The 12,922-nt window shown below is 35.5% G+C and carries 12 protein-coding genes; 8 read left to right on the plus strand and 4 right to left on the minus strand.

From position 1 onward, the window contains the following. Positions 1 to 133: 133 nt before the first annotated feature. Positions 134 to 820 (minus strand): ABC transporter ATP-binding protein, encoded by a 687-nt coding sequence (locus QLS97_RS07890; RefSeq protein ID WP_282715696.1) that lies wholly within the window; start codon positions 818 to 820, stop codon positions 134 to 136. A 379-nt stretch (positions 821 to 1,199) separates the two neighbouring features. Between QLS97_RS07890 and QLS97_RS07895 the strand changes: the two genes are divergently transcribed. Next, positions 1,200 to 1,874 (plus strand): hypothetical protein, encoded by a 675-nt coding sequence (locus QLS97_RS07895; RefSeq protein WP_282715697.1) that lies wholly within the window; start codon positions 1,200 to 1,202, stop codon positions 1,872 to 1,874. Positions 1,875 to 1,928: 54 nt separating this feature from the next. Here QLS97_RS07895 and QLS97_RS07900 read toward each other — a convergent pair whose 3' ends face one another. Then, on the minus strand, positions 1,929 to 2,708 hold the full coding sequence (locus QLS97_RS07900) for an O-methyltransferase (protein WP_282715699.1): 780 nt from the start codon (positions 2,706 to 2,708) through the stop codon (positions 1,929 to 1,931). 169 nt (positions 2,709 to 2,877) lie between these two features. On the opposite strand from QLS97_RS07900, the gene QLS97_RS07905 reads away from it, so the two are divergent. Further along, positions 2,878 to 4,428, plus strand: coding sequence for an SDR family NAD(P)-dependent oxidoreductase (locus tag QLS97_RS07905; RefSeq protein WP_282715701.1), 1,551 nt, complete (start codon positions 2,878 to 2,880; stop codon positions 4,426 to 4,428). 779 nt (positions 4,429 to 5,207) lie between these two features. On the opposite strand, the gene QLS97_RS07910 is transcribed toward QLS97_RS07905, so the two are convergent. Both QLS97_RS07910 and QLS97_RS07915 read right to left on the minus strand, forming a co-directional pair. Continuing rightward, positions 5,208 to 5,711, minus strand: a complete 504-nt coding sequence (locus tag QLS97_RS07910) for a GNAT family N-acetyltransferase (protein ID WP_282715703.1) — start codon at positions 5,709 to 5,711, stop codon at positions 5,208 to 5,210. Positions 5,712 to 5,915: 204 nt separating this feature from the next. Further along, the gene (locus QLS97_RS07915; RefSeq protein ID WP_282715705.1) at positions 5,916 to 7,778 is read right to left on the minus strand and encodes an ABC-F family ATP-binding cassette domain-containing protein; all 1,863 of its coding nucleotides are present in this window, start codon (positions 7,776 to 7,778) and stop codon (positions 5,916 to 5,918) included. Between the two features lie 303 nt (positions 7,779 to 8,081). Here QLS97_RS07915 and QLS97_RS07920 point away from each other — a divergent pair, with 303 nt between their 5' ends. The 6 genes from QLS97_RS07920 to QLS97_RS07945 all read left to right on the plus strand — a co-directional run bounded on the left by QLS97_RS07920 (position 8,082) and on the right by QLS97_RS07945 (position 12,830). Further along, entirely contained in the window at positions 8,082 to 8,324 is a 243-nt protein-coding gene (locus QLS97_RS07920; RefSeq protein WP_282715707.1) for a hypothetical protein, read from the plus strand. A 45-nt stretch (positions 8,325 to 8,369) separates the two neighbouring features. Then, positions 8,370 to 9,533 carry a glycosyltransferase family 2 protein gene (locus QLS97_RS07925; protein WP_282715708.1) on the plus strand — a complete coding sequence of 388 codons (1,164 nt, stop codon included), beginning with the start codon at positions 8,370 to 8,372 and terminating at the stop codon, positions 9,531 to 9,533. Between the two features lie 84 nt (positions 9,534 to 9,617). Next, entirely contained in the window at positions 9,618 to 10,910 is a 1,293-nt protein-coding gene (locus QLS97_RS07930; RefSeq protein ID WP_282715710.1) for a dihydrolipoamide acetyltransferase family protein, read from the plus strand. 145 nt (positions 10,911 to 11,055) lie between these two features. Beyond that, complete coding sequence (locus QLS97_RS07935) at positions 11,056 to 11,832, plus strand: 3'-5' exonuclease (protein WP_282715711.1); 777 nt, start codon at positions 11,056 to 11,058, stop codon at positions 11,830 to 11,832. A gap of 42 nt (positions 11,833 to 11,874) precedes the next feature. Continuing rightward, positions 11,875 to 12,486 (plus strand): fumarylacetoacetate hydrolase family protein, encoded by a 612-nt coding sequence (locus QLS97_RS07940; protein ID WP_282715713.1) that lies wholly within the window; start codon positions 11,875 to 11,877, stop codon positions 12,484 to 12,486. Continuing rightward, positions 12,486 to 12,830, plus strand: a complete 345-nt coding sequence (locus tag QLS97_RS07945; RefSeq protein WP_282715715.1) for an Hpt domain-containing protein — start codon at positions 12,486 to 12,488, stop codon at positions 12,828 to 12,830. The genes QLS97_RS07940 and QLS97_RS07945 overlap by 1 nt, the downstream gene beginning before the upstream one ends. Positions 12,831 to 12,922 lie beyond the last annotated feature (92 nt).

Here is a 12,922-nt window from a genome sequence, read left to right on the forward strand (position 1 = left end):
GAATTTTAAACGCAATTGTAATTTGGATTTCCTAGCCCGGATAAAAGCGGTATCCTCTTTCTTGTCATTCAGACGAAGGAAGAATGGTAAGAAAGAGATACAAGCGGATAGCCGGAAAAAGCTCCTGAAAAAACTATTTGGTAGTGTCGCTTTCTATAAGTCCGTCACGCAAACGAATGATTCGGTGTGCATAAGCGGCAATTTCTTCCTCGTGCGTTACCAGAATTACCGTGTTTCCATTACTATGGATGTCTCCAAAAAGTTTCATGATTTCTAATGACGTTTTACTGTCCAGATTTCCGGTAGGTTCATCGGCAAGAATGATGGACGGTTTGTTGACCAAAGCACGCGCAATTGCCACACGCTGGCGTTGTCCTCCCGAAAGTTGGTTGGGCTGGTGATCCATTCTGTCTGCAAGATTTACTTGTTCCAAAACTTCGGTAGCTCGTGCTTTTCTTTCCGATTTTGAAAATCCGGCATAAATCATGGGTAAAGCCACGTTGTCTAATGCGGTGGTTCTGGGTAAAAGGTTGAAAGTCTGGAAAACAAATCCTATTTCTTTATTTCGAATTTCGGCTAATTCATCATCTTTCATCTGGCTGACGTCTTTTCCGTTCAAGATATAACTCCCGGAAGTTGGCGTGTCTAAACAGCCTAATAAATTCATTAAAGTTGATTTTCCAGATCCTGAAGGTCCCATCAATGCTACATATTCTCCTTTATTTATTTCTAAATCAATGCCTTTAAGTACATAAACGATTTCATTTCCAAGTACAAAATCTCGTTTGATATTGGTTATTTTTATTAGCGGGTTTGCCATTAGAATATATGATTTTTGACCTTCGACTGTGCGTAGGGTGCTATTAAATTAGATTTTAAAAGTACAAAAGACTTTTCAATTATTAATAAGTAGTTGTTTTTTAAAATTTGTTACATTTTCGGCTTCAATTTTAAATACAAGCTAACTTTTTTAAAATCAAACACTTGCAATTTTTGCTTATTTCTTTTAAAATGTGATTTTTAATACATAAAATCAGCCGTAATTATTTATACTATTTCAGGGTTAATTTATGTAATTCACACTTTATTTCTTGTTATTTCATAATTATATGTAATATTTATAATATTTTTGGATTATAATTATGAATCGAATAATGTTGCTTAAATTTACATAATAATATTAATCAAATCAAGTAGTTATGAAAAGTACAAAAATGGTGTTAGGAATAGCGGTAATCGCTTTAGGATTTACTTCATGTAAAGATGAAAAAGCTCAACAAGCAGAAAAAACGGTAGATACGTATGTAATGTATGTTGATTCATTAGGAAATGTTGCTTCAGAGGATGCTAAAGCAAACTGGCAAGGAATTGAAGCTACGTATCAATTAAGAAGCGGAGATGCTCAAGCAGCTTTAGCTAATATGAAAGATAACGCAGAAGCGCAAGAACGTCTTGATGCTGCAACTGCTAAATACGAAGCTTTGAAAGCTAAATATGAAGCTGAAATGCAAGAGAATGCTCAAGCTGCTGTAGCTGCAAACCCAAAACAACAACTAAGAAATGCTTTGTTTGGTGAAGGAAAAATAGGGGATGACATGAGCTTTACTTGGGTAAACAAAGACAATATTCTTGGTGTTTATCAACAATTTGTAAGTACTGTTGAAACAAATAAAGATGCTTATTCTCGTGAAGACTGGGATGAAATTAAATTGATGTATGAAGCATTGGACAGCAGAAAAAATACTGTTGAAAAAGAAGGACTTTCAGGTGATGATAACAGAAAAATTGCTAGTTTAAAATTGAAATTTGCACCAATGTACACTGTGAACAGAATGGGAGCAAAATCAGGAGAAATGAAAAAAGCTAAAGAATAAGGAATAATTAATTCAATGTTAGAAATGACAGTCAGGGATGGCTGTCATTTTTTTTTAGATACGAATCACAAAATGCTCTTTGGGTTGTTCTTTTCTAAAAAACACCAATCCCCATTGAAACGTATCAATAGTTACAGTCACTTTTGGATGTTTTTTGATAATTTTCCAAGCTTCTTCCATTTCTGGTGACCAATGAATGTCATCGAATATCCAAACGGTTTCGTTTGTAATAGTAGGAAGTAATAAATCGAAATAGTCTAGTGTTGCTTTCTTGGAGTGATTGCCGTCGAAGTAAATGAGTTTAAAGTCGAAAGTCGAAAGTCGAAAGTCATTCAAATAACTACTGAATTCGGTTACGATTGAATTTACATTATCAAAAGGGAACAATTGTAATTGACTTTTTGCAATTGCCATTGTATTAGGACAACCTTCTAAAGTGATTATTTTTGCTTTCAAATTCCCTAAAGAAAGCGCAGCAGTTGCCAATCCTAACGATGTTCCGATTTCTAAAATACTTTGGGGCTGAAAATAATGGGTGATTCTAAATAATAATTCGGCTCGCTTCGAAGAAATTCCTGCTGTTTTAGCAATCTTGGAAATAACTCTTGTATTCGATTTGAAAACTTTCGAACCCGCACCAAAATCAGTTACTTCAATCGTATTGTTATTTGCTAAAAGCGAGTTTCGGTACTTTCTTAAAATAGCATATTCGGGTTTTGATTTTTTATCATAAAAACATTTTGTCAGTAAACTAAATACAAACGGAGAATGTACAGCATGCTCGTTTTTTGAGTGCCAAAGGAATTGTAAATACGATTTTATTTGAAACAGCATAGTGATAGTTGCAAGGTAGGCGCGAAGATACAAAAAAGTCATAAGGAGTGAGAAGTGAATCGTGAATGGCTTAGTGCCCGAATTATTACTATTCACCACTCACTATTCACTTTAAAGCCTATCTTTGCGCCCTTGGAATTTGCACCAAGGATAATATCCATTTTTTACGATGATGATTGAACAAATAGAACATAAAAGGGCCATAAGCTCAGAAGAAATTGACCGATGCATCGCTATTTTGGCACAATTAAATACCGATACCGACCAAATATTTGATATCCCGAAAGAACAACGAACAGCCTTAATCAAAGCGGCAGGAATGTTTTCCAGACCCGATCGTGACGAGCTTTCCCGAAGAAAAAAAGACGGAAAAGTGGCTGCTAAGCGCAAAATGGAAAAACGGGACCGAACCGCCCGAAAGGAAACCGGGATACGGCATGCGCGTGAAGCGAGTATTTTTGTGGCACCAAAATTATTGGCTTCACATGATCTCGCTCACAAAGAGCAATTAGAACTGGAAACTCCACGAAATTGTTACGTTTGTAAAACGGAATTTACTAAAATGCACCACTTTTATGATACGATGTGTACCGATTGTGGTGATTTTAATTATGCCAAACGTTTTCAAACTGCTGACGTAAACGGACAAGTTGCCGTTATTACAGGTTCTCGTCTAAAAATTGGGTATCACATTACGTTGATGTTGTTGCGTGGTGGAGCAACCGTTATTGCAACGACTCGTTTTCCGGTGGATTCCGCTTTGCGTTTCTCTAAGGAAGCTGATTTTATGGATTGGGGACATCGTTTGAAAATTCATGGGTTGGATTTACGACACATTCCGAGTGTGGAGATTTTTTGCAACTTTATTGAGCAAAAATACGAGCGATTGGATATTCTAATCAATAATGCAGCGCAAACCGTGAGACGTCCTGCCGGATTCTATACGCATTTAATGGAAAACGAAGAGCGTTCTATCGCTTCTTTGCCCAAACAAGCGCAAGAATTATTATTGGATCATACCAATTGTTTGGATGAATTAAAAGTATTGACATCTGGAGCTTCTCCAAATCAAAATATGCCGGTGACTTGGCACGGACCAGAGCCTGGGATTGGGTTGCGGGCTTCCGCCAAATTATCCCAGATTCCGTATTCGTTTGATAATGCGCTCGTGGCAAACGAAGTTTTTCCGGAAGGAGAACTCGATGCCGATTTGCAACAAGTCGATTTGAGAAAAACCAACAGCTGGCGTTTGCGATTGGGACAAATAGAAACCACGGAGATGATAGAAGTGCAGTTAGTGAATTCCGTAGCACCTTTTGTATTGTGTAACCGCCTTTCGGAAGTGATGAAGAAAGACAACACTGGAAAAAAACATATCATCAATGTGTCGGCAATGGAAGGAAAGTTTCATCGTTTTTTCAAGGAAGACCGCCATCCGCATACCAATATGGCCAAAGCCGCTTTGAATATGCTGACGCACACTTCTTCGGGAACTTTGGCAAAAGACGGCATTTTTATGAATGCGGTCGACACCGGTTGGGTAACCGACGAAGATCCGGCAGAATTAGCCAAAAGAAAACAGGAAGAAGAGGATTTTCAGCCGCCATTAGACATTGTGGATGGAGCAGCGCGAGTTATGGATCCGTTGTTTGACGGTATCAATACGGGAAAACATTGGTGTGGAAAGTTTTTGAAAGATTACAATCCGATTCCTTGGTAGAACCTTCAGATTTATAAAATAAAAAACCACAACAAAATCTAATTCTGTTGTGGTTTTTTATTGTTTCGCTTTGTGTACAGTTTACAAATCCGCAATCACGGTTTACTGTTTACGATCCGGCGAACGGTGTCCCGAAAAGGCCAACTGCAAGTTCTATCCAAATAAGGAGAAGCACTACCAGAATAATTGTACAGAGAATGATTCGATGATTGGTTTTTTTTACCTTTCTCATTACAAGCTCACAGATAAGACCTGTACCGAGTAATAGAACGCCAGCGACTACAAAATCGGACCGATTCCAGTTTACTTCATTTGTGAATTGCATTGCTATTAATGGGATGAACAGTAAAAAAACTACTGTGAGGACAATGCCAATGAGTCTTTTGTTTTCCATAATCATAATTTTTAGTTTTATAGATTAATTTGGTTGTGCATAATTCGAAAGTGTAGTTTTCAATATTTAATAAGGTTCACTTTCAGTGTTTTTACTTTACAAATATACGCAACTTTGAAATGCAAAGTACTTTCTATTTAGAAATTATTTTGATTGCATATAATATTTATTGAAAAAATAGATTGGTAGAAAAATCCGGGATTGTAATCCTATTCCTTGGTGGAACCTTCAGATTTATAGAACAAAAAACCACAACAGAATTCGATTTCGGTTGTGGTTTTTTTGTTTTTTTGGATTTGTGTCTTTAATATTGTTGACAAAAAATCATTGCTATAAAAACGTCTATATACCTAAACAATTGAAGCGTTTTGTGAAATTTTAAAATTTAATTTTGTAGCTCCCAGTGAATCATTTCATTATCCCTTCCTACTTCTTTAAAATTTAATTTAGTTAATATCTTTGAAGAATCGATATTTTCTAAAAGACATTTAGCTGTTATTAAAGTAACTTCGGAGTTTGAAAAAGCCCATTTAATTAAACCACGAGTGGCTTCACTAGCATAACCCTTTTTTCTTTCACTATCAATTATGCCATAACCAATATCTATTGCTCCTAAATGATTAGGTATGCCTTTAAATCCGATATCACCAATAATTGTCATTTCATCTTTCAAAACGATCATCCAAGATTCAAAGCCTGTGGGTTCTTGAACTAAATTCAGATTATGCAGTATTTTAGGAATTGTATCTAAAGTTTCCTCATCCGGATATCCTTTCCCTAAATGAAACCCCATTTCAATAAGTTTAGTAAAATCACCGCTTAAAATGATATTAGCAATTTCTTTTGTAAAAGGTATTAGCAAAAGTCTATCTGTAATTATATTTTCCATAGAATTAGGAGCATTATGAAAAAACCGTAGCTGTGTTTTGTTTTTTCAAATATATTTAATTATTCTTACAAATCATTAAAATGACTTTCTATCTGTTGTAAGTTTAGGAATTCCTTTTTCTTTTTTGCCTAAAAAAAAATAACCCCAACATTTCCAGCGTTACCGCTAAAAGTGTTGGGGTTGTAAATAGTATAAAATAAAGTATTATCCTTCTATCTTCGCACTCAGCTCAAACCATCGTTCCTCTTTCTCTTCAATTTTATTGATGATGTTTCTCAATTCGTTAGCTTTCTTTTCAATGTCGCTTTCCCCAATTTTTCCGTCTGAGAATAATTGCTCAATAGCTACTTTCTGAAGCTCTAAATCCTTGATTTCTTTCTCTGTTTTCTGGAATTCTTTTTGCTCGTTGAACGTCAGGTTTCCAGTTGGATTATTTTGTTTCCAGTCTTTCTTTTCGGCTTTGTTTTCCTCTTTTTGAGCTACATCAGTACTGTCTTCGTAGGCTCTAAAGTCAGAATAGTTTCCAGGAAAATCTTCGACCACACCATCACCTCTAAAAATGAATAAGTGATCCACAATTTTATCCATGAAATACCTGTCGTGAGAAACCACCAAAAGGCAACCCGGATAATCCAAAAGGAAGCTTTCCAAAACATTCAAGGTTACAATATCCAAATCATTGGTAGGCTCATCCAGAATCAAAAAGTTAGGATTCTGAATCAAAACCGTACACAAGTACAAACGTTTCAATTCTCCACCACTCAATCGGTCCACAAAATCATATTGTTTTTTAGCATCAAACAAGAAACGCTCTAACAATTGCGAAGCCGAAATCAATTTCCCTTTCATCAACGGAATGAATTCTCCGTATTCCTTAATCACATCAATAACGCGCTGACCCGGCTTTGGGTTGATTCCGCTTTGCGTGTAGTAACCTACTTTTATCGTTTCGCCAATCACCACTTTTCCACCATCAAGAGGAATAGTTCCGGTTAATAAATTCAAGAAAGTTGATTTTCCGGTTCCATTTTTTCCAATGATTCCAATACGTTCGCCACGTTGAAAATCAAAACTGAAATTATCCATGATGACATGATCCTTGAATTTTTTGGAGATTTTGTGAAGCTCGATAATCTTGCTTCCCATGCGTTCCATGTTAATTTCAAGCTCTACTTTATTTTCACGACGGCGACTTTGTGCTTTTTCCTTAATTTCATAAAAATCATCCTGACGCGATTTCGATTTTGTCGTTCTCGCTTTTGGCTGACGGCGCATCCATTCCAGTTCTTTCACAAAAAGATTCTGTGCTTTATCCACACTCGAATTCTCGGATGCGATGCGTTCCTCTTTTTTCTCTAAATAGTACGAGTAATTTCCTTTGTATTGGTATAATTTTCCGTTGTCCAGTTCGATGATTTCGTTACAAACGCGCTCCAAGAAGAAACGGTCGTGCGTCACCATAAACAACGTAATATTTTCTTTGGCAAAATAGCTTTCCAGCCATTCAATCATCTCTAAATCCAAGTGATTCGTAGGTTCATCCAGAATTAATAAGTCGGGACGATTAATTAAAATAATAGCCAGTGACAAACGTTTTTTCTGTCCACCTGAAAGATTTTTTACTTTCAGTTTGAAATTTTCCAACTTCAACTTGAACAAAATTTGCTTGTATTGCGTTTCAAAATCCCAGGCATTGTGCTGATCCATTCCGTCAAAAGCTTTTTGGTAGGCTTCTTCATCTTCGGGATTTTCTAATGCTTTTTCATACGCTTCAATCACTTTCAAAGTCTCGTTATCCGATGCGAAAATACTTTCTTCAATCGTTAATTCTTCCTGTAAATTATTGTTTTGCGAAAGAAATGCCATTTTGATGCCTTTTCTCAACACGACTTGTCCGGTATCGGATTCTTCAAGACCATTAATGATACTCATAATAGTTGTTTTTCCAGAACCGTTTTTGGCTATGAAGGCAATTTTTTGATCTTTATTAATTCCAAACGAGATGTCTTTAAACAACGTACGTTCACCAAAAGATTTCGAGATATTTTCAACAGAAAGGTAATTCACTTTGTAAGATATGAGTTATAAATTGAAAGCTATGCCTGCGTTGCGAAACATAACTTTTTTGCAAAAGTAATTCATTTACATCAAGTTTCAAGTTTTTGTGGTTTAAGTAATGTTAAAACTAAAAACGGCAGCCTATTTTTTAGGAGCGAAAGATTTGGTCTTATTTGTGGCTATCGTTCCCGCTTTCGCCTTTATCTTTGTTCGTTCCTCTCAAAGGATACCGGCTCTATCGGGGCTAAGAAGAAACATGTTTTTTAATCTTCAATAAAATAGCGTAAATTTGAGTAGTTAAAAATTTGTATCATGAAAACGGAGACTTTAAAAATCAACATCACGCAAAGAATCTTAAATAGTAACGACAATAAGATTCTTAGTAAAATAGCAAAACTTCTTGATGAAGAAAATAGTGTAGGTTATGACACAGATGGAAACCCAATTCCTGAAAAAGAGTATATAAAGGATATTCATGAGGCTTTGGATCAATTGAATGAAGGGAAGTTAGAAACCTATCCGAGTGAAGAGGTAAAAAGAAAAATAGTAGGATAATTTTCTAATTTTTTAATTGGCAAGTTTTCTAATTATATTTGCTCAATGCAACTATCCGTCATCATTCTCAATTACAACGTTCGCTATTTTCTCGAGCAATGTGTTTTAAGCGTTCAAAGTGCTTTAGAAACCATTGACAGCGAAATCATTGTAATTGATAATAATTCCCCTGATGACAGTTGTGCGATGATGAAACAGCGTTTTCCAAACGTAAAATTCATTCAAAACAATGAAAATGTAGGTTTTCCAAAAGGCAATAATATAGGTGTAGCCCAAGCCAAAGGAGAATACATCTGCATTCTCAATCCGGATACCGTTGTCGCCGAAGATACGTTTACCAAAGTATTGGCTTTCGCCCAAAAACAACCTGATTTAGGAATCTTGGGTTGCAAACTCATCGATGGAACCGGAAAATTTCTGCCGGAAAGCAAGCGTAGCGTTCCTACACCTTGGGTCGCTTTTACCAAAATCACGGGTTTGTACAAATTATTTCCCAAGTCGGGAACATTCGGGAAGTATTACGCACAACATTTAAACGAAAACCAAACTGGAAAAGTAGACATTCTTGTGGGTGCTTTTATGTTTATGAAAAGAGATTTATACCTTGAATTGGGCGGTTTTGATGAAGATTGTTTCATGTATTCTGATGATATTGATTTGTCGTATCGAGTTTTGAAAGAAGGAAAGTCTAATTATTACTTCCATGACACCACTGTAATCCATTATAAAGGAGAAAGTACCAATAAGGACGAAACGTATATGAAGCGGTTTCAGGAAGCGATGCATTTCTTTTACAAAAAGCATTTTGAAATTTCTTTATTGTTTTCGCTTTTTATGAAAATAGGAATTGTCTTTTTCTCTTTGGTAAAAATGTTTCAAGGGAAACCAGGAATAAAAATCGCTCCAAAATCATATCTATTGTATTCGGCTAACGAAAAATTAGTAGATAAACTCCGTTTAGTTTTGCAAAAAAAAGTCCTGTTTCACGATTTGAAAACAGAAAAAATGGTAATTTCGTCTTCTATTAAAAGTAAAATAAGCACAGAAGTTATTTTAGATAACGAATTCATTTCTTTTAAAGAATGTATTGCAATTCTCGAATCTTCAAGGAATAAAAGGTTTACCTTTAAAATTATACCAAAAAACGCTAAATTTTTAATAGGAAGTAACAATAGTAACGAGAGAGGTGAGATTATAGAAATAGAGTAAAAAATTACATTTAATGTAATTTATGTTTAAAATATTTAGTAATTTCGCAAACTGAAAATCAAAATCACCTTTTAGGTTAACAATATGGCAAGATTTGAATTAAAGCTTCCGAAAATGGGAGAAAGCGTTGCAGAAGCGACCATTACAAATTGGTTGAAACAAGTTGGAGACAAAATTGAAGCCGATGAAGCGGTACTTGAAATTGCTACTGATAAAGTAGACAGTGAAGTGCCAAGCGAAGTTTCGGGTATTTTAGTCGAACAACTGTTCGGTAAAGATGATTTAGTTCAAGTAGGGCAAACGATTGCCATTATTGAAACGGATAGCGCAGCTGTTACTGAAACAGTTCAAGAAGTTGCTGCTCCTGCTGAAGTTGCAATTATTGAAAAAACAGTTGAAGTAGCCAAAGAAGCGGTTGCGGTTCCTGCTGATTTCTCTGATTCTGAAAAATTCTTATCGCCTTTGGTAAAAAACATTGCCAAAGAAGAAGGTGTTTCTGTAGCTGAATTAGCAGCGATTTCTGGAACAGGAAAAGAAGGAAGAGTAACTAAAAATGATATTTTAGAATACGTAAAAAATAGAACAAGCCAACCTGTAGTTGCGGCTCCAGTTCAAAAAACAGTAGCGGCTCCAGTGGCTCAAAAAGCGGCTCCGGTATCAGTAAGCGGTGGGGATGAAATTATAGAAATGGACAGAATGCGCAAGCTGATTGCGGGTTATATGGTCGCTTCTGTGCAAACTTCGGCTCACGTACAATCATTTATTGAAGTGGATGTGACGAATATTGTAAAATGGAGAGAGAAAAATAAAGTTACTTTCGAAAAAAGAGAAGGGGAGAAATTGACATACACGCCAATTTTTATGGAAGCAGTTGCTAAAGCGCTGAAAGATTTCCCTGGAATGAATATTTCTGTAGATGGTGATTATATCATTAAAAAGAAAAACATCAACCTAGGAATGGCTGCTTCGTTACCAAACGGAAATTTAATTGTTCCTGTTATTAAAAACGCAGACCAACTAAATTTAGTAGGAATGGCAAAAGCGGTAAACGATTTAGGAGGTCGCGCAAAAGCTGGAAAACTAAAACCGGACGACACGCAAGGTGGAACTTATACGGTTACGAATGTGGGGACTTTTGGAAGTGTTTTCGGAACGCCAATTATCAATCAGCCGCAAGTGGGGATTTTAGCTCTTGGAGCAATCCGTAAAATGCCGGCAGTAATTGAAACTCCTGAAGGAGATTTTATCGGAATTCGTCAAAAAATGTTCTTATCGCACAGCTATGATCATAGAGTAGTTGATGGAGCATTAGGAGGTAGTTTTGTAAAAAGAGTTGCAGAATACTTAGAAGCTTTTGATGTAAACAGAGATGTTTAAAAGTTTATAATTACAATAAAAACCCGATTGATTTTTAAAAATCAATCGGGTTTTCTTTTTTTGAGGTTTTCTGGAACTTTAAACGTTGAACTTTAAATGAAATTAAACCCAAATTTCTATATTTGTAGTCACACAAAATTTAAAAATGGAACTTAAACTCAATAAACCAATTTGCTTTTTCGATCTTGAAACCACAGGAATCGATATCGGAAAAGATAGAATTGTAGAAATCTCAATATTCAAAATTTTTCCAAACGGAAACAAAGAAAGTAAAACGTGGTTAGTGAATCCAACGATTCCAATTCCGCCACAAACAACAGCGGTTCATGGAATTACCGATGAGAAAGTAGTGAATGAACCTACTTTTAATGAGCTGGCAGCACAGGTTTATAATATGATTAAAGACAGTGATTTGGCTGGATTTAATTCAGATCGTTTTGATATTCCGTTATTGGCAGAGGAAATGTTACGTGCCGGAGTAGATTTTGACATGAAAAACAGAGTTTCAGTTGATGTACAGACCGTTTTTCATAAAATGGAAGAACGTACTTTAAGTGCAGCTCACAAGTTTTATTGTGGAAAAACGCTTGAGAATGCACATTCAGCAGAAGCAGATACCATGGCGACTTACGAAATTTTGAAAGCGCAACTGGATCGTTATCCTGAACTGGAAAATGATATGAAATCATTGTCGGAGTTTACTACAAGAAAGAAAATCGCTGATTTCGCAGGAATGATTGCTTTTGACAAGGATGATGAAGAGATTTTTACTTTTGGAAAACACAAAGGGGTAAAAGTCGATAAAATTCTGGAAACTGAACCTGGTTATTTCAGCTGGATACAAAATGCTGATTTTCCGTTATACACCAAAAAAGTTTTGACTGCAATTAAACTTCGAAAACTGAATAATAAATTAAGCTAATTTTTGAATTTTTCAATCATTAAATTTTTTAATTAATAAGAAATGAAAATCATCTGCATCGGTAGAAATTACACCAATCATATAAAGGAATTACACAATGAAAGACCAACTGAGCCTGTAGTTTTCATGAAGCCGGATTCGGCCGTTTTATTGAAACAACATCCATTTGTAATTCCGGAATTTTCGGAAGATATTCATCACGAAATTGAAATTATTGTCAAAATAAATAAAGTTGGTAAATACATCGAGCCTAAGTTTGCGCATAAATATTATGACGAAATTAGTGTTGGAATTGATTTTACAGCTCGTGATTTACAGGCAAAATTAAAAGCAAAAGGCTTGCCTTGGGAAAAAGCAAAAGCATTTGACGGCTCGGCAGTTATAGGTGAATTTTTGCCGAAAAATCAATTTAGTTCATTAGAAAATATTACTTTTGAATTAACCAACAACAATAAAACGGTGCAAAAGGGTAATTCCAGTCACATGTTGTGGAAAATTGACGAACTAATTTCATACGTTTCTCAATTCTTCACCTTAAAAATTGGAGATATTATTTTTACGGGAACTCCAGAAGGAGTAGCTGCTGTAAAGCCAGATGATGTTTTGGAAGGATTTTTAGAAGGACAACAACTATTTAGAATACAAGTAAAATAATGGCTATAAACTACAACCTTTCAAAAGTGTACGCACTTTCAGACAACGATGCGGAATTTGTAAATGAAATTTTGACTTTATTTGTTACCGAAGTTCCAGACGATTTACTTCAAATTAAAGAAGGAATAAAAAAGAAAGATCACAAGCATGCTTATGCTTATGCACACAAGATAAAACCTACGCTTGATTTAATGGGTTTAAATATGGCTTTTGAAGAGATTCTCCAAATCGAAGCCTGGACCAAAGCCGAAGGTAAAAAGAAAGACATCAAAGAAACTTTTAAGAGCGTAAAAAACCAAGTTAACGACGCTATCAAAGAAATCAAAAAAGATTTCGATTTGTAATATTGGGGCGTGACCCGCTAAAAAAGCGGGTCGGGCTATCCGTTACAATCTCTCTCGTTAAAAAACGAGAGAGGATTTTCACTTTTATCCCT

This window comes from Flavobacterium yafengii, from assembly GCF_030010375.1.
GTDB lineage: Bacteria > Bacteroidota > Bacteroidia > Flavobacteriales > Flavobacteriaceae > Flavobacterium > Flavobacterium yafengii.

Coding starts and splice junctions, on each gene's coding strand:
- QLS97_RS07890 (WP_282715696.1), bottom strand. CDS start 820: ATGGCAAACCCGCTAATAAAAATAACCAATATCAAACGAGATTTTGTA.
- QLS97_RS07895 (WP_282715697.1), top strand. CDS start 1,200: ATGAAAAGTACAAAAATGGTGTTAGGAATAGCGGTAATCGCTTTAGGA.
- QLS97_RS07900 (WP_282715699.1), bottom strand. CDS start 2,708: ATGCTGTTTCAAATAAAATCGTATTTACAATTCCTTTGGCACTCAAAA.
- QLS97_RS07905 (WP_282715701.1), top strand. CDS start 2,878: ATGATGATTGAACAAATAGAACATAAAAGGGCCATAAGCTCAGAAGAA.
- QLS97_RS07910 (WP_282715703.1), bottom strand. CDS start 5,711: ATGGAAAATATAATTACAGATAGACTTTTGCTAATACCTTTTACAAAA.
- QLS97_RS07920 (WP_282715707.1), top strand. CDS start 8,082: ATGAAAACGGAGACTTTAAAAATCAACATCACGCAAAGAATCTTAAAT.
- QLS97_RS07925 (WP_282715708.1), top strand. CDS start 8,370: ATGCAACTATCCGTCATCATTCTCAATTACAACGTTCGCTATTTTCTC.
- QLS97_RS07930 (WP_282715710.1), top strand. CDS start 9,618: ATGGCAAGATTTGAATTAAAGCTTCCGAAAATGGGAGAAAGCGTTGCA.
- QLS97_RS07935 (WP_282715711.1), top strand. CDS start 11,056: ATGGAACTTAAACTCAATAAACCAATTTGCTTTTTCGATCTTGAAACC.
- QLS97_RS07940 (WP_282715713.1), top strand. CDS start 11,875: ATGAAAATCATCTGCATCGGTAGAAATTACACCAATCATATAAAGGAA.
- QLS97_RS07945 (WP_282715715.1), top strand. CDS start 12,486: ATGGCTATAAACTACAACCTTTCAAAAGTGTACGCACTTTCAGACAAC.